Raw genomic sequence first — 20,670 nt, forward strand, 5'->3', positions numbered from 1 at the left:
CTGCCCTCCCCTCTGAGCCGCGGATCTGTGAGTGCGGCCCGAAGAGCCTCGGCGTCGACGCGGAATTCGTCCGCCCCAGGCGGGACGATCCAGTACCGCAGGCCCCAATGCCGACCACAGTCGCTTGTCCCGCCGGTCGCAGCGACCACGGTCGGCACGCCGTCCCATACGGCCTCAGTGCCGGGCGGCGTGAGGACGTGGACGACGTGATGCGGGTGACAGATCAGGACTGGCCCGACTAACCCGCCGTGCTGGCGGATCTTGTCCAGTGCCGCGATGCCCATGCGAAGGGGCACCTGGACGCAGGTGTAGGGCCCGCTGATCGTGTAGACGGCCTCACTGCGTACACGCTGGAGTGCCGTAGCCGTGCCAGCGACGCTATGGGTCGGAGTATCCGTCTGGGCCCTCACGAGGAACGCACCTCCTGAAAGTCCGGCAACGCGGGGGCGCTGGCGCCCGGCTCGACGCACTCCCACGGGAAGATCACGTGCGCATCAGCAATGCTCCAGGCCCACCAGTTCGGCAACGGCCCGAACCGGCTGCGTAGCACGAGCGCAGCCGTCTCCAGGACGGCATCAGGAGCCAGCCGATGGCGCAGATGGCCCGCGGTCTGGGTCAGCGCGACACAGCTAGGCCGCTCGGCGAACACCAGCACCCGTCCCTGCACAAGCTGAGGCAGCTCCGGCGAGGAACAGGCCGCCGGCGCAAGACCGGTTGGAGGTACCGTGGACGGTTCTGTCTCGTGAAGCGGCGATCCCAGGTAGGCGGCCAGGGTCTCGGCTGGCGTGATCACGCCTCGGGCTCCGGGAACCGCGATCACGGCGGAGACCGGGCCGTTGGCCGCGATGGCCTCGGCGAGTCGGCCGAGTGCGGCTGTGCACTGCCGCACGCTCATCCGGAACGGGATCGCTGGTGCGAAAAAGCTGCGCAGTCGGTCCGCTGATTCCTCGGCCGAGGGCGATGAGGAGCGTGGAGAGGGCATCGGCGCTGACACGGTCCTTGTCACGCCGCGGACGCAAGGAGGGGCCGGCTGGGCCCGAGAACCCGGCCGTCGGGCAGTAGCTCCCCGGTGTCCTCGAACGTGAGTACGTCGTTGCACAGCAGGCTCCAGCCCAGTTCCGGCTTGGAGGAGACGGCTCGGGCGGCATCGCGATCGGTGTCGTCGGCTGTCGGGCACAGCGGTTGGTGCTGGCACATCGTGATGTCCTTAGCGGTGAGAAGAAGCGGAGCGGCGGTCGCGTCGGCGTCCGGCCGGGGGCACGGGGGCACGGGGGCGCGTCCGGCAACGGCCTCCTGGAGCGCTGCTGGATCGGTCGCTCCTCGGCCTGGAAGAACGACCCAGCGCACATCGCGGCTGAAGGTGATGTGCGCTGGAGGGATGCCCAAGATCGTGCCGGGGCGCAGGAGACGTGTTCCGGGCACGTCCCAGGAACCGGGGGCGACGGCACCCAGGCCCAGCAGGAAGTGCCAGGCCTGCGCATAGGCGCTCGCGAGGACCGGGCCACTGTCCGGGCCGAGGATCGCATGAGCGCGCGTGGCCTCGCCTGCTGGCACCCGGATCGCCTCGAAGTGCTGGCCGCAGGGGATCCGGACCGTCCAAACGCGGGGCACCCAGAAGGGAAGATCACCCTCATCGGTCCAGCTCCAGGGCTCGGTAAGCCGGTCATTCAGCATCGGCGCACCTCCGAACAGCGCTGGGGTTTGGCGGAGTTGATGTGCTCACAGCCCTGCTGCCGAAGGTGGACGCTCCAGTCCCGGGGCGGCGGCTCATCGGCCGGATTCCTTTGTGCTCCGCGGCCCAGGCCGCTGCCTCAGCGCCGTGAACCCGGCGAAGAGAACCACGGGAGCGGTGTAGAGCTGGCCGCTCGGTTCACGGGTGACCCAGCGAAGCCGCTCACCCGCGGAGCGGGCCCCGCGCGGTGGGACCGTGATCCACTCTCCGCTCAAGTAGCGGACCGGGGAAGGCCAGCCCGGCTCGCCGAGTTCGGGAGGGACAAGGCCAGATCCCAAGGGGACAACGAAGTGCCACTGGTCGCCGTCTGCGAACACGGCGCCCCGGCGAGCACCGAGTCGTTCGAGTCGGCGCAGGACCGGAGCGGCAAGGTACTCGGGTGCCTGGACGACATCGAAGAGACGTCCTGTTTCCACCAAGGACGGCCGGGAACTACGCCACGCCTCCCCCAGGAGCCCGAAGCCCTCCCGGCCCGGCTCATCGAACACCACCGGCGTGGGGAGACACGACCCCACGGCAGCACTGGCTTCGATCCGTTCCACACACGTGGGCAGCACGTCGTCCCTCGGCGTGAGGCTGATCAAGGTCACCGGCCACACTCCGCGGAAACGCACCCGGCTGGAGGCAACGGGCAAAGCATCTTGCCCCGGGTCATCACCGGCGCGACAGAAACGAACACCGCTTTGGCGATCTCGGCGTTGATCCGACCGCCGGCAAGCAGCCGCAGGATGCGCAGGCCCTCGGCGGGAAGGTCAGCCGGAGCAGGTAGTTCCGGCACGCCACCTCTTGGAGTAAACGCGGCATCGACGTGCATGGCGCTTCGGTCGTCTCGTGATTCGGCCGCGGGCTCAGCGCGCCGCAGGTGTCCGTCAGGCAGGGGCGCGGACTTGGCGTTGCGGTCCGCGCTGGACGTCGACGGCGGCAGGGACGAACGGCGGCTGATGGAAGCGGTGACAGGAGGCATCGGCATACACAACTCGGGGGATGGGCCCTCTCCGGCCAGCTGCAGACACCCGGGGGATGGTGTCCTCCACAGGAGGCCCAGCCGGAGAGGGAGTATCGGCAACATCACTCGACGTCAGGCACCAAGTGATGTCTCGGCGTTGTTCTCTGGATCGCCTTAAGCGTGGCGGCTCTCGTGGGGCACCGGTACGCCAAACCATGGCCACTTCGTGGCCATCTCTGTGGTCATGAACGCGGCGGCCGGAGACGATGGAAGCTACGAATGGGACAAATCGAGTGACCGCGAGTGGCTGCGAGGGGAGCAGGACAGGTCGCGCGGAACGTGGCCACTTCGCGGCCACGTTCCGGGAAGCTCTTGACAATTTCCAGCGAGCTCCACACACAGCCATGGGATTCTGCTCGAACTCGTTCGCTTCGGAGCTGTGGACGTCGGTAGCGCTGTACGCGACGAGCGCGCGTCGGATGACGCGAAGCCCGGCAGCGGGGCCCGTTTCTTAGCGATAGCGTGCGTGTCCCGTGTGCCATACGTATGAGTGGGCGATGTTCTCCATTGCCCGTGCGTGGACGGCGAGGGCGCTCGTGGGGCCGGATGTGAGCTCGTTGATCCGTAGCCGTGCGATAGCGGCCTGCTCTTCACACATCCGTGACGCCACTTGGACAGCTTTCCGGAGGTCGAGGCCGTGCTCGGCCATCAGCAGCGTTGGCAGGCTCAGAGGATTCACGCCCATGCGGGCGGCTTCCCGTCGGTAGGAAACGAGGTCGTTGATCCAGCCGGCAAGGTTGGCCACGGCTGCCTCAAGCTGCCGGACCTTTGCGGACGACCGATGTTCGTCCGACAGTTCGTAGCCCAGCACGATCTCCGCGGTGGCCATGATGGTTCGGACGAAGACGGTGTATGGGCGCATCGCGCAGTACTCGCGCACGGTGACTTGCTCAGGTGCGACCAGATGATGTGCTTCCCACACGATTCCGAAGAGGTTGTCGCGCAGGTGACCTGCGAGCCGCAAGTACTGGGCGGGCGTGGAGACGGCCCGAAACCGTGCGAGGAGATCTTGCAGCCCGGTCGCGAAGGGGCCCGCCGCAGCTGGCACATCACCGTCTGCCAGGACAAGGGTCAGCTCACCGACGTGGTCGACCAGAAGAGCTGGGTCGCGGGCCGCGGCGGCCTCGCCATGGACATCGTCGAACGCGGTGAGCCACAGGAAGAGATGGGCGCAGAGCACGAGACTGTCTTGGCCGACGGTCGGGAAGGTGCGCGCCACGCCCTGGCCCGTGATGTTGCAGAGGGTACGGAGCGCGTCGGACGGGGCGAGGAGCGGGAACTCGCCGAGCCATCGAAGAGCTTGTTGTTCGACGTGGTCCGCGTGAGGACTGGTGGGGAACGGGCCGGGGAAGGAGCTGGCGAGATCGGGCATGAGCAGGTCGCTGAGACCCATGCGGTCGGCCCTGCTCATGCAGCATCCACCGCGGTGGCGCGGCGCCTGGCCTGGGCGATCATGCGGAGGGTGGAGGGGTGGACGGTGATCTCCCCGATCGGCCGTATGGCAGCGCCGGGTGCGGGCCGCAGCCGCCAGCGGGAGGCGATGAGCGCCGTGATGATGATCGCCTCGGTCCAGGCGAACGTGTCGCCCAAGCACTTCCGCTTGCCAGCGCCGAAGGGGATGAAGGCGCCCTTCGGAGGCTGGGGGCGTTCCGGCAGCCAGCGGTCGGGGTCGAAGCTCAGCGGCGCGAGGTACAGCTCGGGGTCGCGGTGCAGTGTGTACGGACTCCATACGACGTCTTCCCCGGCCGGCAGCCTGACCTTCCCCAGCAGCACCGGGGTGACTGCCTGCCGGGTCACCAGCCAGGCGGGGCTGTACAGGCGCAACGTCTCACTGACGAGCCTGCGGGTGAAGGCGAGTTGGGGCAGGCACTCTGCAGTGAGTTGGCCTCCCGCGAGCACGGCGTCGACCTCCTCGTGCAGCCGCCGCTCCAGAGCGGGGCGGCGGCCGAGCTCGTGGAACAGCCAGGCCAGTACGACTGCGGTGGTCTCGGAGCCGGCGGCGAGCATACCGGTGACCTCGGAAAGGATCTCGTCGTCGGGCAGCACGGCGCCCGTCTCGTCCTGCGCGGTCAGGAGCAGCGATACGACGTCGTCGAATGCGCCGGAATTCGCCCGGTGTTCGGCGATGATGTCCCCGACCGCTGTACGCAGAACCGAGCTAGCGTTGTCGACCTGCCGGTTACGGCGGGTGGGCAGCCGCTCCAGCACGGACACGGGCAGCAGGGCGCGCCGGATGGCGGCCGTGAAGACGGTGTCCACGCTGTCGAGGATCGCGCGCGCGGGCTCGCGCTCAGGATTGGAGGAGAACAGCACCGACATCACGACGCCCTGGGTCATCAGCTGCATCTCGGTCTTGAGATCGAGTTGGGCCCCGTTCGGCCACGCCGCGATCGTCGGCTCCACCGTGTCCCGCATCGTCTTGACGTAGCCGTCGATCTGCTCCCGGTGAAAGGCCGGCTGCATCAGCCGACGCCGGTTCAGGTGCCGTTTTCCCTCCGCGACCGGCAGGGCGTCCTTGCCGAAGAGCTTCAGCTTTTCGAAGAGGAGGCCCTTGTTGAAGTGGTGCGACTTGCTCGTGAGCATCTCCTGGATCAGGCCGGGGGAGTTGACCACGGTCACGGTTTTCGGCCCGACAGTGATGCGCACGATCGGCCCGTAGGTGCGCAGGAGTTGAAGGAATGCCAGCCGGTCCCTGAGCAGCGGCAGGGCGTGTCCGATGAGCGGTAGCCGCCCGGGAGCGATCGGTGGAACGTATATGTCGGCAGTCACAGGGTTGGTTCCCTCCGCTTCTGGTCCGTGTGTGTGGTGCGTCGCTGATCAGTTCAGCGGTGACGGGTGCGCAGCATTTCGAGGGCGGCCGTCACCTCGGCCTGGACCATCGCCTCCGGCGCGTACAGGGTCTTGTCGTGCCAGAGCGCCGGGTGCCGGTGGCCTGAGGTACGGCCGGCCGGAAGGAGAGCGGCCTCGGCGCGGTCCAGGGCGTCGGTGCTGTGCGGCTGCCGGATGAAGGGGGCGGCGCGAAGGAGGATGTTGACCGCGTACGCTGTCTCCTCCACGGTGCCGTCCCATATACCCCAGAGTCCGTCGTCGCGCTGGGTTTCCAGGACCCAGTCGGCGGCCGACCGTACGGCGTCGCGGGTATGGGGGTGGTCATCATCACCGCGGGCGAGGGCAGCCACGCACCGAGAGGTGGCGTAATAGGGAGAGGCGTGCCACTTGTCCGACCATGCGCCCTCGGGCTGCTGCTGAGCCAGCAGCCAGTCCCGCACCAGGTTCATGTTCGGCTGGTGGACGCCGGCAGCCGCGGGCTGGAACCGCAGATAGGCACCGAGAGCCTGGAGGGCGTGGGCGTTCGCGGTGGCAGATCCGGTGTCCTCGCCGACATAGCAGTCGTAGTGGGTCCCGGTCTCGAAGACCGACAGCGGGGCCGGGTCGCGGGGTTCCCCGGCGAGCGCGGCCACGAGCACGGCCATGGCGGTGTCGTCGGCGTCCGGCATGAGACCAGGTGCGCCGCGGACGCCTGCGGGATCGTAGATCTGCCTGGCCCAGGCGCGCACGGTGGCCCGGCAGGTGTGAGGAAGCCCAGGGCCGGCCAGCGCGGCTGCGACCCAGAGGCGCTCGAATACCGAGATCGGGGCGGCTTCTGGGAAGAAGCCGTCGTAGCGCCGGCCCACGGCCGTCAGCTCCGCGACCGCTTGATCCCGACCTGCGACGGAGTCCGGCGCTGCGGCGACCCATGCCGCCGTTGCGGCGGGGGAACTGCCGAACAGCCCCTCGGGGAGGGCGACGTCGGCGTGCGAGAGGTGGCGGGCGATGCCTTCGTAGGTGTGGTGGAGCTTTTCAGGGATGCTGCCGGCAGAACGGCACCGCTGGGCGATCTGGTCGGGCAGCGTGTGCCGGAACCCATTCGGCAGTGTGAGGCGCGATCCGTGAGACCACGGGCCGAGCGGGGGCAGAGCGCCGATTTCCTGCTGGTCCAGGTGCTCGTTGATCTGGGCGACCAGGCTGGGGACGAGGATCTCGATGGCAGCCGTGTCCGGCCACGGTCCGGTCGGCGGCAGCCTGCGCAGCCTGGCAAGTCCGGCTGCCGCCGCCGCTGCGAGCCGCTCGCGGCCCGTTCCGGGGGCGGTGTCGAAGCGCAGGGTGGACAAGAGGGCCTCCACCGCGCTGAGCGTCGGCAGCAGCCGGTACGGCGCGGGACCCTCCCCCCAACTCCCGTCGCGATGCTGCTGTTGCAGCAGCCAGGCGAGCCGTCGCTCATGCCCGGACAGCCGCGGCGCGAAGGAGAGGACCCGGGCCGTCTCATACAGTGACGGGCGGACGCTGCCCCATGGGTCGCGGTCGACTTCTGCGATGAGGAGTGCGGCCCGGGAGTCGTAGGCCTGCGGCAGGTACGTCGAGTCCGTGCGGGTGCTGGTCATGCTCGCCGCTCCGTGGCTATCCGGGCTATCTCGCGCAGCGCACCGGCTGCGGCCGCGTGGAGGGGCGCCCGCTCGAGTGCGGCGACGGCCGCCGAGCGTTGGGCGCTGATCATCTCCTCCACCCGTTCTCGCGCACCGGTCGCCTCCAGGACGGATCGGACGCGGAGGATGTCTTCGTCGGCCAGGTCGGGACGGCCGACCAGCATGCGCAGCACGCGCAGCTGTTCGCCGGAGGCCTGCTGTATCGCGAGCGCCAGGAGCACCGTGGCCTTGCCCTCGCGGAGGTCATCGCCGACCGGTTTGCCGGTTTCGGCGGGGTCGCCGAACACCCCCAGAAGATCGTCACGCAGCTGAAACGCTTCTCCCAGCGGGAGAGCGAAGGCGCTGCACGCCTCGAGGATGTCGGGGCCGGCGCCGGCGAGCGCCGCTCCGATGTGCAGTGGCCGTTCCACGGTGTACTTCGCGGTCTTGTACCGCACGACCTGCAGCGCGGTCTCAACGTCTCCCGACAGTCGGTCGGTCGACAGCAGATCGAGGTACTGCCCGTAGACCAGCTCGCTGCGCATGGCAGCCAGGAGCGGCAAGGCCCGGGACAGGGTGCTGGGTTCGATCCCTTCGTGGAGGAGCTCATCGGACCACACCAGGGCAAGGTCTCCGAGCAGGACGGCGGCGTTGAGACCGTGAGAGTCGCTTCTGCTGCGTCGGCCGCCGCCTGCTGTGTACGCGGCGGACAGGGCGCGGTGGGCGGAGGCACGCCCGCGGCGGGTGTCACTGGCGTCCATGACGTCGTCGTGGATCAGGGCGAACGTCTGGAACAGCTCCAGGGCGGCAGCGGCGGTCGTGGCCGTGCTTGCGCTCTTGTGCCCGCCTCCGGCGTGCCAGCCGACGACGCACAGTTGTGCGCGCAGTTGTTTGCCGCTGTTCAGGAGGTGGCGCAGGGTGGTGAACAGCGGCGCCATCTCGGGGCCCGGGGCCGCCTTTTCCTTTCGGGCGAGGAACTTGTCCAGTATCGCGTCGACGCCGACTCGTATGGCGGAGAGGTCCGGTGTGCCGACTGCGGAGGTTGTGTGGGTCATCGGTGGGTGTACCCCTTTGCGTTCAAGAACCGTCATGGGCGGATCCCTTTTCTTCGAAGGCGGGCAGGGGTAGGAGCCCCTCCGGCGAACCGAGCGGCTGGTGGGTTGATCGAGAGTGCTCTCTCGACCCTGGTATGGCGTCGCGGCACGTGAGCGTGCGCGCATCTAGACGATCAAGACGACATCGCGGCCCGCGCGGTCGCGTGGTTCCGGGGCGTGGTGCGCTGGGTCCAGGGCATGGACTGCTGGCCTTCGGCGGAACGCGGGGTGAAGCGGCAGGGCAGTGAGGTGAGGATGCGGTAGATGGGATGGGGCCGGTACGTCAACTCCTCGCGGGGAACCGCGAGTTCGATGTCGTGGAGGTAGGAGGTGAGCCGCTCGATCGCGGAGATCGTGACGACCAGGGCGATGGAGCGGGCGGGGCACTCATGAGGGCCCGCGGCGAAAGCCAGGTGAGCCCGGTGGTCCGAGCGGTGACCGCCCTCGGTCGGGTCCGAGTAGGGGCAGGTGTTGACCGCGGCGTAGGACACCATGACGGGATCGCCGGCCCTGATGTGCCGGCCGTGGAAGGTGATGTCGTGGCGCGGCCGGTGGAGGCTGTACATGGCCAGCGGCGGGTCGCGCCACAGAACGTCGTCGACGGCGTGCTCGATGGGCAGGCTGCCGGTGGTCAGGGTGCCGCGGTAGCGCTCGTCGGAGAGCATCCGGAGGAAGGTGTTGGCGATCAGGCCCGCCAGCGTGTCGTAAGCGGCGCCCTGGGTGATCAGGACCTGGTTGATCACCTCCTCCGGGGTGAGGCCGCTGGGGTGGTCTATGAACCAGGAGGTCAGATCGCGGCCACGCTGGGCGGCCTTCATCTGGTAGAGGGCGAACAGGTAGGCCTGGAGGGACTGCTCGCCCGCGGCCTTGGTGTGAAGGTCGGTGCTCATCATCGACTCGATCGCCGTGAAGAGCTGGGAGGCGTGCTCGTCACCCATGCCGAACAGAGAGTTCAGGACCATCAGCGGGAGCCGTCGGGCGTACTGGCTGACGAGGTCGGCGCTACCCGCGTGGGCGAACTCGCGCAGGAGGGTGTCGGCGTGCCGGCGGGTCACGTCCCGTACGTGCTGAGGGTCGAGGAGGGCGAAGCTGTCGGTGACGACGTTGCGCAGGTGGGCGTGCTGCTCGTCGTCGGTGAAGAAGAGGCTGGGACGCCACTGGACGAGCGGCATGATCGGGCTGTCGGGCGGCAGGTGTTCCATCCACCCCCGGGTGTCCTTGGTCCACGTGCGGGTGGTGTCGTGGAACAGGTCGAGGGCGGCCCGGTAGTCGGTGACCACCCAGACGAAGACGCCGGGGTCGATTTCTGCGAGGCCCACGGGCCCCTGCTCGCGCAGCATGGCGAAGCTGCGCTGGGGGTCGGCTGCGTGCTCCGGCGCGTAGAGCGGCACGGCGGCGTTCGGCATGGTGGTCACGAGGTGGCGTCTCCGGCACGGCTGATGAGGTAGGCGGTGAGAACTTTCAGGGCGTTCAGAGTGGAGCCCCGGTCCCGTGCGTCGACGGTGACGATGGGCGTGTGGTCCTCAAGGTCGAGCTTGGCGCGCACGATGTCGAGGTCGTACTCGGGTGCGTCCGGGAACTGGTTGACCGCGATCGCGTAGTCCAGGCCGGACTCCTCGACGAGATCCATGACGTCGAAGGAGTCGTCCAGCCTGCGGGTGTCGACCAGGATCAAAACGCCCAGGGCGCCCAGGGCGTGGTCCTTCCACATGGGGCGGAACCGCTCTTGTCCGGGGGTGCCGAACAGGTAGAGCACGATGCCGGCCTGGACGAGGGTGATCCGTCCGAAGTCGATGGCGACCGTGGTGGTGGTCTTGTCCTCGACATGGAGGTCGTCCACGTCGGCGGCAGCGTGTGTCATGACCTCCTCGGTGTGGAGGCTCTTGATCTCCGACACCGTCTCGATCGCGGTCGTCTTGCCGATACCGAAGGGCCCTGCGATCAGGATCTTCTCCCGGTCGTAGTCCTCTGCAGGGAGGTAGACCGGAGCCGGTAGTGCCGACGGGCTGCTGCTAGAGGGCTTCGAGTCCATGGAGAACCCTTTCAAGAACAGACCGGGCGGGCCGGTTGACCTGAGGCGCACTGGCTCGCAGGTGGCCCTCGTCGATGAGCTGGGAGGCGAGCATCTTGCACACCCCGCTAGGCAGGCGGAGGTAGGCGGCGGACTCCATGATCGTCAATGAGCCCTTTCCGACCAGGTCGAGGAAGCGCTGTTGCGCGGGGGTGTGGTGAGAGGCGGACGGCAGGCCGGTGGCGGTGAGCGCGGTAAGGGATTGGAGCGTGTTGCGGGTGGGGGTACCGCTGCCTCCGGTTGCCAGGTAGCTCGGGACGATCCTCCGTACCTGGCCCCGGGTCATGACGTCGAGTTCTCGGTGCGCGCGGAGACGGACATGAGCGACTCGCCCAGCTTCTTCGCCTGCGTGGCCATCGCGTGAGCGATGATGCCCATCGGCGTGTCCGGGGCGTAGGCGACGACGATGAAGGCGTTGGTCTTCTTGCCGGCGGGCATCATGGTGAGCCTGCCCAGGACGGTCCGCTCCTCCGAGTCCTTCTTCGGAGGGGCCTCCAGCTCGACGGTGATGGTCGAGGCCGGGGAATCCTCGGGTGCGTCCAGGGCTTCGATGGCCGCGGCACGTGCTGCGCTCTGCAGGGAAGAGGCCATCGCCGCGATCTTGTCGGCGGTGTCCCTGTCCGCGCTTCCGGCAGAGCCGATGGGCATGCCGTCGGCGGACAGGATCACGGCGTTCCGGACGCCTTTGATCTCGGTGATCGGGTCCAGGACCCAGGAAGGGTCGCCGATGCGTTCGCGGAGCGTTGCGCTCATGTCTGGTCCTCGGTGTCTGGTTCCGTGTGGGTGGGGGTGTCGGCGCGTCCGGCGGCGAGGCCTTGCTCGTAGGCGGCCCAGTCCGCGAGGGCGGACTCCGGATCCGGCGGCTGTGCCTCACGCGGAAGTTGCTCGTGGGTGACGGGTGCCGGGCGGTTCCTGCGGCGCCGCTGCGGCAGCGACGAGGCGTCCCGGGGGCCCGCGGTCGGAGCGGACTCCGCAGGAGGGGAAGGAGGGCGGGGAGTGAGTGGGGCGGGGGCGGGACGAGGGGCCATGGCCGACAGCGGCTCGGCTTCCTCGTCAATGACGGTCAGCAGCGCCGGGGGAACGGAGATCACCGCACGGACACCGCCGTAGTCGGAGACGCGGTCGACGAAGACCTGGAATCCGTAGTCGGCGACGAGCCGGCCGCAGGCCGCGAAGCCGAGGGCAGGAGGGTCGCCCAGTTCTGTGAGGAGCACGCTCTGCGGACTTTCCCCGGAGACGAGTCGAGCCCCCCGCTTTGCGGCCTCGGCGGTCATCCCCTTGCCCGCGTCATCGATCTGGATGCAGACGGTGCCGTTGTCGGTCTGCAGGAGTGTGACTTCCACTGAGAGGTCGCCGCGCGACGACTCCAGAGCGTTCGCCATCAGTTCGGCACAGGCGACGGCGATCGGCTCGGCGACGTGGCCGGCCAAGCCAACGTTGTCGGCAAACAACCGTGAGTGGATCTTGATCCGCTCGTAGCCGTGCAGACGCGACTTGGCGCCGGTGACGACATCCGGGAGGTGGGTGTCCGGCCGGACGAGGCCAGGCCACCCACCGCTCACGATCGCGGCCTTCTGAACCAGGCGGGTGAACTGCTCGTTGTGGTGGTCGATGCGGAAGAAGTCCTTGAGGGTCTTCTCATCCTGGTACTCGCCCTGGAGTGCAACGAGCAATTCCTGCAGCTGGTACGCCTTCGCTTGCATCTCCACGCAGGCGCCGCGCAAGGCCGCACGGGCAGCCGAGTCGATGCGGCTCCGCTCTTCGAGAACCGTGGTTACGAAAAGGTCCTGGACGGCATCGAGCAGCTTCGCGTAGCCGGTGCCGAGGAGGCTTTCGTGCAGCAGCCCGGGAACGGGGTAGTGGTCACTGACCAGGTTCAGCGCCCGTGCGGGGAGGCGGGTGTTCAACAAGTGCCGCAACTCGTCGTGCAGCATCGTCTCGCGAGCTCCGGCCGATGCCAGGAGGTGCCCCTGCGTCTCGTGCTGGTCCTTGAGCGTGGCGTGTTCTCGGGACAGGGCCGCGCGGGAGCGGGCCAGACGCACCGTGGCGACGGCGCCAACGGCTGTCGTGGCGCCGAGCACCGCAGTGGCTGCTTCGAATATCGAAGTCACGGGCTGAGGTCCTTGGGTGAGGGTCGGGTCCTTGGCTCAGGACATCAGGGCTGCGGAGATGCACCAGAAGCCTTGAGGAGATGGATGGGCGGGGGACGGGGGAGTGCGTTCGTGATCAATCGTGGTCCGTTTCATGTGGCACCGGTACGCCAAACCGTGGCCACTTCGTGGCCATCTCTTGGGCGACGCAGCGATGCGCGAAGGCGTGACCGGCGCAAAGGAGGTCACGAATGGGATGAATCCGGTGGCCACGCGGGGGTCTGCGCGGTGTGGGGCGCCCTTCGCGCGGTGTGGCCACTTCGTGGCCATCTTTCAAAAAGCCCTTGACAAGCTCCCTAAGAGTCAGGAAGTGACTGAAGAGATTCATCCCACTTGCGACGATTAGAGGCTGCGCCTATCCGGTTGCCCAGACCATCGCAGCCTCCAGAGCCGCGTCGGCATCTCTCGCGAGCGCGATGCCCGAGTGAGCCGCAATCTCGGAGGTGGAGGCACCAACAAGCAGGACGGGGATTTGGACGCCGAGAGCAACGCCGGCTTCCCCGCACACCAGCGGGGACCTGGCGTCATCCTGGACTGCGATGAGGAGCCGGGAGCGGCGGATGTCCTCGACCCGGAGTTCAGCGTTGACGCGATCCGCGGCGACACCGGCGTCGAACTGGCTGACCACCCTGTGGCCGGCATCCAAGTCGAGCCAGCGAGCGGTGCTGTGCAGCGGCGGGGTCATCCTCGTCCGCAGGTCCCGGAGAACATCGCGGTGCTGCACGGAGCCAGCCAAGTAGACCGGCGCTGCGCCGTGGGGGACTGGACAGGGAAAGGACGCGCTGGCCCCGGAGTCTGGAACGGCGGGGGCTTCGCGCGGGGGCCGGGAGGGGTTGGTGGACGAGCGGCGGCTGCGGCCGTACGGCAGCAGCGGCGTGCTGGCGGCGGGGATGTCCTTCGAGAGGGACGGCATCGAGATGGCCGCTCGCTGCCGCTCGATCTGCTCCAGCGGCTGCGTCGGGTAGAGGAAGCGGGGCTGACCGTCGACGGCCAGCATGAACGTGCCGAAGATCTGCTCCTCCTCCATGACCGAACGCGTACGGTCATGGAGGAGTGCCAGGTGCCGAGGGTCGGTGTGTCCGAGCGCCACCGCTTGCGCGACGGCGGCCAGGGCGTCCTCGCGGGCCTGGTTTTCCCGGTCCGCGTGCTGGAGCAGGAGCCAGGCCGCGTCGGCGACATGCGCTCCGTCGCGCCTGGCGCGGGGCCAACCGTAGCGGTCCACGATACGCAGCAGGTCTTCTGTGGCCATCTGCGACAGCTGGAAGTACGAGTCGAGATCCGGGTCGGACGCCGCAAGTTCAGGGGCGAGATCCGGAAGGCACGTCAGCGGCATGGGCCAGTTCGGATAGCCCAAGGCTTCGTTGACTCGCTGTTCAAGGCCCGGATCGTTGTGGAGTGCTCTGAATACCTCCGCCAGGAGGTTCTGTTCGTCTTCGGCGAGACGTGCAAGGTGATCCCACACGTTCCGGGTTCCGACTCGGCGGTGGTGTACTACGGGAGCGCTGGGTGTCAGATGGGCGACGTCGCGCAGCAGTGCTTGCGCACGGGCTGTGTTGAACCGGCCGTCGAACGTGCGGGGCAACTCCCGTACACGGGCGACCGGATGAGGATGAAGGCCCTCCGGCAGTGCTTGCCGCGCGTGATCGGTGACATCCTCCACCGAGCCGTCGTCATCGAGGACGAGGAGGACGCCGATGGTGGCGCCCAGGGCGTTGTGCGGGAGCACAACAGCCGCCGCATCTCGGACGTGGGGGTGCCTCAGCAGGACGGCCTCGACCACTTCGGTGGGCGGTGCATCGACGGACGGGACCTGGTCCGGTTCGCAGTGCTCTGCGGGCCGCGCCGGCGCTGCGAACGCGCCCTTGGCCTCCAGCCGCCGATCGGGCGTCGGTGCGGCCCCGGTCATGAGGCAACGACCTGTTCGGTGACGCTGGCTCCGCGGGGGCGTGGGAGCGCTGAAAGGTCTCCGAGGCGGAGGGCGGTCCCGACCAGCGTGAGGTGGCTGAATGCCTGCGGATAGTTTCCGACCTGCCGCTTCAACCGGGGATCCCACTCCTCGGCCAGGAGCCCGACGTCGTTGCGCAGTGCCAGCAGCTTCTCGAACAGCCCTCTCGCCTCGTCCATGCGGCCGATCATGGCCAGGTCGTCCGCGAGCCAAAACGAGCAGGCGAGGAAGGCGCCTTCGTCGCCGGGTAGCCCGTCGACGCCCTTGCGGGCGCCGTCCGTCGGGTAGCGCAGGAGGAACCCGTCGGGCGTGCACAGGTCGCGCTGGACGGCCTCGATCGTGCCGATGACGCGCTTGTCGTCGGGCGGGAGGAAGCCGACCTGTGGGATCAGGAGCACGGAGGCGTCCAGTTCCTTCGAGCCGTACGACTGTGTGAAGGTGTGGCGTTCCGGGTCGAATCCGCGCTCGCAGACCTCCCGGTGAATGGTCGCGCGAAGCTGGCGCCACCGGGTCAGCGGTCCGTCGATCTCTCCGCTCTCCAGCAGTTGGATCGTGCGGTCGATGGCGGTCCAGGCCATGACCTTCGAATGCACGAAGTGCCGGCGTGGGCCGCGCACTTCCCAGATGCCCTCGTCGGGCTCGCGCCAACGCCGCTCCAGGGTTTCGATCAGCCGCAGCTGGAGGCGGTGGGCGCTGTCGTGGCGGTCCAGGCCGGACTGGTGGGCCAGGTGCAGGGCTTCGACGACTTCGCCGTAAACGTCCAACTGGAGTTGCCCGGCAGCGGCGTTGCCGATCCGGACGGGCGCGGACCCCTCATAGCCCGGGAGCCACGGCAGCTGCATCTCCGGGAGGGAACGCTCCCCTCCAATGCCGTACATGATCTGGAGGTTGTCCGGGTCGCCCGCGACGGCGCGCAGCAGCCATTCGCGCCAGGCTCGGGCCTCGTCCCGGTACCCGGTGCGCAGGAGGGCCGACAGTGTGATCGCTGCATCTCGCAGCCAGGTATAGCGGTAGTCCCAGTTGCGCACACCGCCGATGCCCTCGGGCAACGAGGTCGTCGGCGCCGCCACGATCCCGCCGGTCGGGGCGTACGTCAGCGCCTTCAGCGTGATGAGCGAACGGACGACGGCGTCACGGTAGGGACCGCAGTACGTGCACCGACTGACCCAGTTCCGCCAGAAGTCCTCCGTCACCTCCAGGGCGTCGTCGGGAACGCTCATCTCGGGAGGACCGTGATGTGAGGAGTGCCAGGCCAGGCTGAAGGCGACCTTCTCTCCCGCCTTGACCGTGAAGTCCGTGCTTGTGCGTGCAGCTGCGTTCTGCGTCGTGAGCGTGGAGTCCAGCCACAGGGAGTCGGGGCCGGCCACGGCGACGGTCCGCCCGCCGTCGACCCGGATCCAGGGAACGATCTGACCGTAACCGAACCGCATACGCAGGTCGGAGCGCATGAGGACCGCGCCGGTTACTCCTTCGACGATGCGAATGAGCTGCGGAGTTCCCGCTTGAGGCGGCATGAAGTCGGTGACCCGCACCGTGCCGTGAGCCGTGTCCCACTCCGATTCGAGGATGAGCGAATCGCCGCGGTAGCTTCTGCGGGTCGCGTCGGCAGGACGCGGGCCAGACGGGCTCGCGGGACCCAGCCGCCAGCCGCCGTGTTCATCGTTGCCGAGCAGGGCGGCGAAGACGGCCGGGGAGTCGAATCTCGGCAGGCACAGCCAGTCGATGGTGCCGTCGCGGCAGACCAGCGCGGCGGTCCGCATGTCGCCGATCAACGCGTAGTCCTCGATGCGATGGTTGGTCATAAAGGTCTTCCCGTTCCGGAGAACCCTGTCGGCGACAGGTTGGTGTCGTAGGCGCCCAGCAGCGCGGCCCAAGGCGGTGCAGTCAGCGGCATCGGTCAGCGCGGAGTACGGCTCGGACGCTCACTAAGACCTTGCGGACTGCCAGGCGGTCTTCCATTGCACCGGCCGCCATCCCGCGGAAGGAGCTGAGCGGCCGACGCCGTCGGCTCTGCCTAGGTTGATCGATTTCAGGTGGCACCGATACGCCGAACTGCGGCCATCTTGTGGTCATGTCGGAGCCACAGCCACGCGAGGGCCGGGACACTGGGCGGCCGATCCCCGGCTCTCGCGGGTCGAACAGAATCGCCGCGCCATCAGAGATGGCCACAAGGTGGCCACGGTTTGGCGTACCCCTGCCACCCGGAGTCGGCCAGAGTGGTGCCCGGGTCGATCTCCCGGCCCGCGCCACAGGGCGTCTCGAACGCTGAGGAGACGAAGGTGCCGCCGACAACAGCTGAACTGATCAAGGATCAGAATTTCGGATATCTGGTCGACCGCCGTACCTTCAGTCTCATCGGTGTGGCTGAACCGCTGGAACTGGCCCGCAGGAAGGTACGCGAAGCGCTGACGGACCAGACCGACGAAAGCCGAGTCGATGACGCTGTCCTGGTCACCGACGAACTCGTAGCCAACGCGATCCGGCATGCCGGCGGGCCGGTGTCACTCAACCTCGACTTCTATGAGAAGGGCGTAACTGTGGGCGTCGTCGACCGCGGGACAGATACCACCGTCATCCCGGCAGCCCCCGTCTGCTTTCTCGCCGACCTGGATGATGTGGGTCTCGGCGCGATCAGCTTCGACTCGTTGCCGGAGGACGGACAGGGACTGTTCCTCGTCGCCCAGTTCGCGACCGCCTGGGGCGTGGAGCGGACGACCTTCGGCAAGGTCGTGACCGCCGCCTTCGATCTGGCCGGGAGCATCGCGTGATCGCTCATGACCTCGCCGCCCGGCACCTGTGCCGCGGCATTTTCGCGTATCCGCTCGGCCTGCACTGTGAGGTGCCTGCGGGGCGCGACACATCCATGGCCTCGACGAACGCCAGCGGCTTCCTCGACGGGTTGCGGCGTGCGGTCCAACACGTCAAGCACGGGACAATCTTCTTGGACACGGCCGATTCGTACGGCCACGGCCATGCAGAGCGCATGATCGGCCGGTTTGTGCATGAACACCAGGACCTGCCGCTCTATCTGAGTAGCAAGGTGGGCCGCGTGCGCGGCTCCGCGCCGCACCCGTTCGCCGGCCGGCACATTCATCACCAGTTCGAGCAATCGCTGGAGAACCTGTACGCCGAACAACTGGATCTGTACACCCTGGAGACCTTCGACTTCGGTCCCGCCGACTGCTATCTCGGCAACGCCATCGACGCGATGCGTACTCTCCGGGAACTGGAGTCCATCAGAGCGATCGGCATGCGAGGACCGCACGCGGATTACACCTCCTCCCCCGAGGAGTGGGAAAGGCAGGCGGAGCGGTTCCTGTACCTGTTCCGCCTCATCAAGCCGGATGTCGTCTGGACCCGATTCAACGCGTTCACCCCGGCTGTCCTGCTAGATGGTGAAGACCTGTTCTCCTTCACCGCTCGCCACGGTGTCGGCCTGGTACTGGCCGCGCCGCTGGCACACGGAGTCCTCACGGGAAGCAGCGCAGGAATTTCTCCGTCCCACCTATCCGCCTCGCATGCCCTGCCACGGTTGACACCACCGCTCACGAAGCGGATCTCCGACGGGCTTCAGACCCTGCGGGACAACTTCGGTGACACGCCGGGCACACTGACGCGCTTGGCTCTTCGCTCCTGCTTGCAGCGCGGCGACAACTGCGTCGTTGTCGTGGGCTTCAGCAACCAAGACCAAGTCGAGGAGAACTACAGGTGTCTGGGCCCCGCACTGACGGAGCAAGAGCTTGGCGTCGTCGACGAGATCTACGCTCACCTCCGCGCCGGGCTTCAGGGAGACTCCGTGCAGCGTGTCGTCGAGGAAGCGCTCGCGTGAAAGGCACTCCACGCTTCTCCGTGCCCGTGTGTCCAGCGGAGGCGCTCCACATCGTCGATCTCCGCCGCTGGGCAGGAGGCGGCTGGACACCGCCGAGCCGGCACGTCAACGCTGACGTTCAGCCGTGATCACAAGCTGTCCGCCGGTACGGGTGACCCCGGAGAGGAAGTACCCGTCGGGGAACGGGGAAGCGGCATCGGGTCCGACCGCGCACGAGGGTTCGGGTACGGGTTGGAAGACGGTGACTCGGTCCACAAGACCCGCAGCGAGGAGGCGCTCACTGAGTTTCGAGTAGCCGTCGAGGAGGACTGTGCGCGCCCCGGTCGCGGCGAGCGTGACCATGGCGATGTCGGGGTCGTCAGGCAGCGGACCGGGCGGCAGGCGGAAGACGCTCTCCCCGTGGCTGCCCGGGCGTCCTTCCTCGGCCGGTGCACCGTCGGAGATCAGCAGATCATGGACCTGACGCTGTCGCGCGATCTCCGCGACGGCTTCTATCGAAGGTGCGTCAGGGAAGCCGGCGGCGTCGGTTTGGCGCAGTACGTGCAGCAGCGGCCTATGAGATGTCAGGGAAGCGAGCCATGGCCCGAGGACGGTGAGTGCTTCCTCCTCCAGGACGTGGGTCTCGACTTCAACGCCGCCGCGGCGCAGGCGCTCGGCACCTCCCTCGCCTCGGGACGTGGGGTCGAGCACAGCGATCATGACGCGGGTGACGTGGGCGTCTAGGAGGGCCTGGTGGCAGGCGGGGGTGAGTCCGACGTGGTTGCACGGCTCGAGCGTCACCACCGCCGTACCCCCTGCTGCCCGGCCTCCGGCGGCTGCGAGGGCGTTGACCTCGGCGTGCGGCGAGCCCTTGTAGAGGTGGTATCCCTCGCTGACGGTCCGACCGTCGGCGTCAAGAATCACGCATCCAACGGGCGGGTTCGGGCTGGTGGCACCGAGGCCGCTCGCAGAGATGGCGATGGCACGGCGCATGGCTTTCAGCTCCGCCGATGTCGGCATTACCCCTCCTTCACCCGCTGTGGACAACGGCCTCGGCCAACTCGGCGACCCGAGCATTCCCGTTCGCCGGCCCCATCGCGTCGACTGCGGTGATCGTCTCACGCAGAGTACGAGCCGACCCTGCTCCCCGGGCAACAGCGAGTGCCAGGTGGGCCTGCTCGACGGCGTGCTCGATCTCCCCGGTTCGCGCGTACGAGGCGGCGAGGCGTGCATGGATGAGGCCGCGGTCGCGCCGGTAGATCTCCGGTAGTTCGGAAAGCGAGGCTGCCAGAAGCGGCACCGCCCGGTCGGGGCGGCTCAGCAACAACCAGCAGTTGGCGCGCTGACCTTCGAGATAGGCGGGGGTCGCGAAGTCGCCGTGCCCACTGCGTCCGTCACCGGCGCTCTCGGGACTCGCCGCGAAAGAGTGGGCCTGATCGATGAGTCGGTGGCACGTGATCTCGTCGCCGAGCAGGGCGTAGCCGTGCGCCTCCTGCTGAAGCGCTGCCGCACGCATCTGCGGCGTCAGGACTCGGTCGTAGCGCTGAACCGCGCGCGAGAGACTGATGCTCTGGGCAGCCTTGCCAGCGGCGGTAGCTTGCTGTGCGCGCCGAAAGAGGGTCCAGGCGGTCAAGGTGTCGTCTCCGACCTCTACGGACCATTCCATAGCCTGCTGAGTCCAGTGCAGGGCTCGGGCAACGTCGTCTTGGTCGGCGGCGCAGTCCTCGTGAAGCCAGGCCGCGGATTCTGCATAGCAGGCGGCCAGGCGTAGGACCTCGTCGCGCATGGGCGCGACCGTGGAGTCGAGTAGTTCTTGGAGTACGGCCAGGTTCTGATGAACACCGTGAAGGGCGTGGCGAGGGCCGAGCAGGTTGTCGCTCTGTACGAGCATGTGCCACATCTCCCGCAGATGGATCAGCACGGCGTCTACTTGTGCCCCCGTATGGTGGCGGTCATGGATCGAGGCGGGTTCGCCACCGCCAGGACGATGGGGGAGAGCGGCAGCTCCTCCTGCGAGGAGGAATCGGCGACGGCCCACCGCTGCGCCTTCCTTGGCGAGAAGGAGCTGTTCTGCGCGGAAGCCTCCTCGATCCGGCTCTGGCCACAGCGGCCAACGAGAAATCTCCTCTTGAGCGTCGGAAGCGGGGCCGGTGTCGGCTTCCGGAGGTGGGGCGAACAGCCATGCGATGGGCTGTTGGAAGACGTGTTCGAGGATCCGCCGGGTGTCCTTCTGGGGCATACCCTTCATGTCGCCGGACATCCATCGGTCGAAGGTGCGCCGGGAGACGGTGACGTCGGCGAGCCGTCGCTCGCCGGTCTCGGCGGCCAGCTCCCGTGCGGCTGTGGTGAAGTGCGCGCCGAATGTCTGGACGGTGGTCCAGCCTCTCTCCTGAACCAGCTGGCGGAAGAGCGTCACCTTCAT

At 68.0% G+C, this 20,670-nt stretch carries 18 protein-coding genes; 2 read left to right on the top strand and 16 right to left on the bottom strand.

Going from position 1 to position 20,670, the window contains the following annotated elements; translation table 11 throughout:
- Window positions 1-406: 406 nt before the first annotated feature.
- The 14 genes from ABZ896_RS11300 to ABZ896_RS11365 form a co-directional block, all read right to left on the bottom strand.
- Window positions 407-895, bottom strand: coding sequence for a hypothetical protein (locus tag ABZ896_RS11300; protein ID WP_360925541.1), 489 nt, complete (start codon window positions 893-895; stop codon window positions 407-409).
- A gap of 107 nt (window positions 896-1,002) precedes the next feature.
- Complete coding sequence (locus ABZ896_RS11305; protein ID WP_360925776.1) at window positions 1,003-1,197, bottom strand: DUF5999 family protein; 195 nt, start codon at window positions 1,195-1,197, stop codon at window positions 1,003-1,005.
- A gap of 1,121 nt (window positions 1,198-2,318) precedes the next feature.
- Entirely contained in the window at window positions 2,319-2,546 is a 228-nt protein-coding gene (locus tag ABZ896_RS11310; RefSeq protein ID WP_360925544.1) for a hypothetical protein, read from the bottom strand.
- A gap of 643 nt (window positions 2,547-3,189) precedes the next feature.
- Window positions 3,190-4,149, bottom strand: a complete 960-nt coding sequence (locus ABZ896_RS11315) for a hypothetical protein (RefSeq protein WP_360925546.1) — start codon at window positions 4,147-4,149, stop codon at window positions 3,190-3,192.
- A complete protein-coding gene (locus tag ABZ896_RS11320; RefSeq protein ID WP_360925549.1) occupies window positions 4,146-5,507 on the bottom strand; it encodes a cytochrome P450 in 1,362 nt (453 codons plus the stop codon). The genes ABZ896_RS11315 and ABZ896_RS11320 overlap by 4 nt, the downstream gene beginning before the upstream one ends.
- A gap of 53 nt (window positions 5,508-5,560) precedes the next feature.
- Entirely contained in the window at window positions 5,561-7,159 is a 1,599-nt protein-coding gene (locus ABZ896_RS11325; RefSeq protein ID WP_360925551.1) for a prenyltransferase/squalene oxidase repeat-containing protein, read from the bottom strand.
- Window positions 7,156-8,235 carry a polyprenyl synthetase family protein gene (locus ABZ896_RS11330; RefSeq protein ID WP_360925554.1) on the bottom strand — a complete coding sequence of 360 codons (1,080 nt, stop codon included), beginning with the start codon at window positions 8,233-8,235 and terminating at the stop codon, window positions 7,156-7,158. Before ABZ896_RS11330 ends, ABZ896_RS11325 begins: the two co-directional genes overlap by 4 nt.
- A gap of 173 nt (window positions 8,236-8,408) precedes the next feature.
- Complete coding sequence (locus ABZ896_RS11335; protein WP_360925557.1) at window positions 8,409-9,689, bottom strand: cytochrome P450; 1,281 nt, start codon at window positions 9,687-9,689, stop codon at window positions 8,409-8,411.
- Window positions 9,686-10,306, bottom strand: a complete 621-nt coding sequence (locus ABZ896_RS11340) for an ATP/GTP-binding protein (RefSeq protein ID WP_360925559.1) — start codon at window positions 10,304-10,306, stop codon at window positions 9,686-9,688. Before ABZ896_RS11340 ends, ABZ896_RS11335 begins: the two co-directional genes overlap by 4 nt.
- Window positions 10,287-10,631: a DUF742 domain-containing protein gene (locus ABZ896_RS11345; RefSeq protein WP_360925562.1), complete on the bottom strand. Its 345-nt coding sequence runs from the start codon at window positions 10,629-10,631 to the stop codon at window positions 10,287-10,289. The genes ABZ896_RS11340 and ABZ896_RS11345 overlap by 20 nt, the downstream gene beginning before the upstream one ends.
- Window positions 10,628-11,098: a roadblock/LC7 domain-containing protein gene (locus ABZ896_RS11350; RefSeq protein ID WP_360925565.1), complete on the bottom strand. Its 471-nt coding sequence runs from the start codon at window positions 11,096-11,098 to the stop codon at window positions 10,628-10,630. Before ABZ896_RS11350 ends, ABZ896_RS11345 begins: the two co-directional genes overlap by 4 nt.
- Window positions 11,095-12,456, bottom strand: coding sequence for an ATP-binding protein (locus ABZ896_RS11355; protein WP_360925568.1), 1,362 nt, complete (start codon window positions 12,454-12,456; stop codon window positions 11,095-11,097). Before ABZ896_RS11355 ends, ABZ896_RS11350 begins: the two co-directional genes overlap by 4 nt.
- Before the next feature lie 394 nt (window positions 12,457-12,850).
- Window positions 12,851-14,401 carry a hypothetical protein gene (locus ABZ896_RS11360; RefSeq protein WP_360925571.1) on the bottom strand — a complete coding sequence of 517 codons (1,551 nt, stop codon included), beginning with the start codon at window positions 14,399-14,401 and terminating at the stop codon, window positions 12,851-12,853.
- Window positions 14,398-16,242, bottom strand: a complete 1,845-nt coding sequence (locus ABZ896_RS11365) for a glycoside hydrolase family 15 protein (protein ID WP_360925573.1) — start codon at window positions 16,240-16,242, stop codon at window positions 14,398-14,400. Before ABZ896_RS11365 ends, ABZ896_RS11360 begins: the two co-directional genes overlap by 4 nt.
- A gap of 477 nt (window positions 16,243-16,719) precedes the next feature.
- On the opposite strand from ABZ896_RS11365, the gene ABZ896_RS11370 reads away from it, so the two are divergent.
- Together ABZ896_RS11370 and ABZ896_RS11375 are read left to right on the top strand one after the other, a co-directional pair.
- Window positions 16,720-17,208, top strand: a complete 489-nt coding sequence (locus ABZ896_RS11370; protein ID WP_360925576.1) for an ATP-binding protein — start codon at window positions 16,720-16,722, stop codon at window positions 17,206-17,208.
- A complete protein-coding gene (locus ABZ896_RS11375; protein WP_360925579.1) occupies window positions 17,205-18,269 on the top strand; it encodes an aldo/keto reductase in 1,065 nt (354 codons plus the stop codon). Before ABZ896_RS11370 ends, ABZ896_RS11375 begins: the two co-directional genes overlap by 4 nt.
- Window positions 18,270-18,374: 105 nt before the next feature.
- Here the strand turns inward: ABZ896_RS11375 and ABZ896_RS11380 are convergent, their stop codons facing one another.
- Together ABZ896_RS11380 and ABZ896_RS11385 are read right to left on the bottom strand one after the other, a co-directional pair.
- A complete protein-coding gene (locus tag ABZ896_RS11380) occupies window positions 18,375-19,268 on the bottom strand; it encodes a bifunctional diaminohydroxyphosphoribosylaminopyrimidine deaminase/5-amino-6-(5-phosphoribosylamino)uracil reductase RibD (RefSeq protein ID WP_360925581.1) in 894 nt (297 codons plus the stop codon).
- Between the two features lie 10 nt (window positions 19,269-19,278).
- Window positions 19,279-20,670 carry a hypothetical protein gene (locus ABZ896_RS11385; protein ID WP_360925584.1) on the bottom strand — a complete coding sequence of 464 codons (1,392 nt, stop codon included), beginning with the start codon at window positions 20,668-20,670 and terminating at the stop codon, window positions 19,279-19,281.

The sequence above is a fragment of the Streptomyces sp. NPDC047072 genome, from assembly GCF_040643855.1.
In the GTDB taxonomy this organism is placed as follows: domain Bacteria; phylum Actinomycetota; class Actinomycetes; order Streptomycetales; family Streptomycetaceae; genus Streptomyces.

Excerpts from the sequence above, each read along its gene's own strand:
- ABZ896_RS11300 (WP_360925541.1), bottom strand. The coding sequence starts at position 895 with ATGAGCGTGCGGCAGTGCACAGCCGCACTCGGCCGACTCGCCGAGGCC.
- ABZ896_RS11305 (WP_360925776.1), bottom strand. The coding sequence starts at position 1,197 with ATGTGCCAGCACCAACCGCTGTGCCCGACAGCCGACGACACCGATCGC.
- ABZ896_RS11310 (WP_360925544.1), bottom strand. The coding sequence starts at position 2,546 with ATGCACGTCGATGCCGCGTTTACTCCAAGAGGTGGCGTGCCGGAACTA.
- ABZ896_RS11315 (WP_360925546.1), bottom strand. The coding sequence starts at position 4,149 with ATGAGCAGGGCCGACCGCATGGGTCTCAGCGACCTGCTCATGCCCGAT.
- ABZ896_RS11325 (WP_360925551.1), bottom strand. The coding sequence starts at position 7,159 with ATGACCAGCACCCGCACGGACTCGACGTACCTGCCGCAGGCCTACGAC.
- ABZ896_RS11330 (WP_360925554.1), bottom strand. The coding sequence starts at position 8,235 with ATGACCCACACAACCTCCGCAGTCGGCACACCGGACCTCTCCGCCATA.
- ABZ896_RS11340 (WP_360925559.1), bottom strand. The coding sequence starts at position 10,306 with ATGGACTCGAAGCCCTCTAGCAGCAGCCCGTCGGCACTACCGGCTCCG.
- ABZ896_RS11345 (WP_360925562.1), bottom strand. The coding sequence starts at position 10,631 with ATGACCCGGGGCCAGGTACGGAGGATCGTCCCGAGCTACCTGGCAACC.
- ABZ896_RS11350 (WP_360925565.1), bottom strand. The coding sequence starts at position 11,098 with ATGAGCGCAACGCTCCGCGAACGCATCGGCGACCCTTCCTGGGTCCTG.
- ABZ896_RS11360 (WP_360925571.1), bottom strand. The coding sequence starts at position 14,401 with ATGACCGGGGCCGCACCGACGCCCGATCGGCGGCTGGAGGCCAAGGGC.
- ABZ896_RS11365 (WP_360925573.1), bottom strand. The coding sequence starts at position 16,242 with ATGACCAACCATCGCATCGAGGACTACGCGTTGATCGGCGACATGCGG.
- ABZ896_RS11380 (WP_360925581.1), bottom strand. The coding sequence starts at position 19,268 with ATGCCGACATCGGCGGAGCTGAAAGCCATGCGCCGTGCCATCGCCATC.
- ABZ896_RS11385 (WP_360925584.1), bottom strand. The coding sequence starts at position 20,670 with ATGAAGGTGACGCTCTTCCGCCAGCTGGTTCAGGAGAGAGGCTGGACC.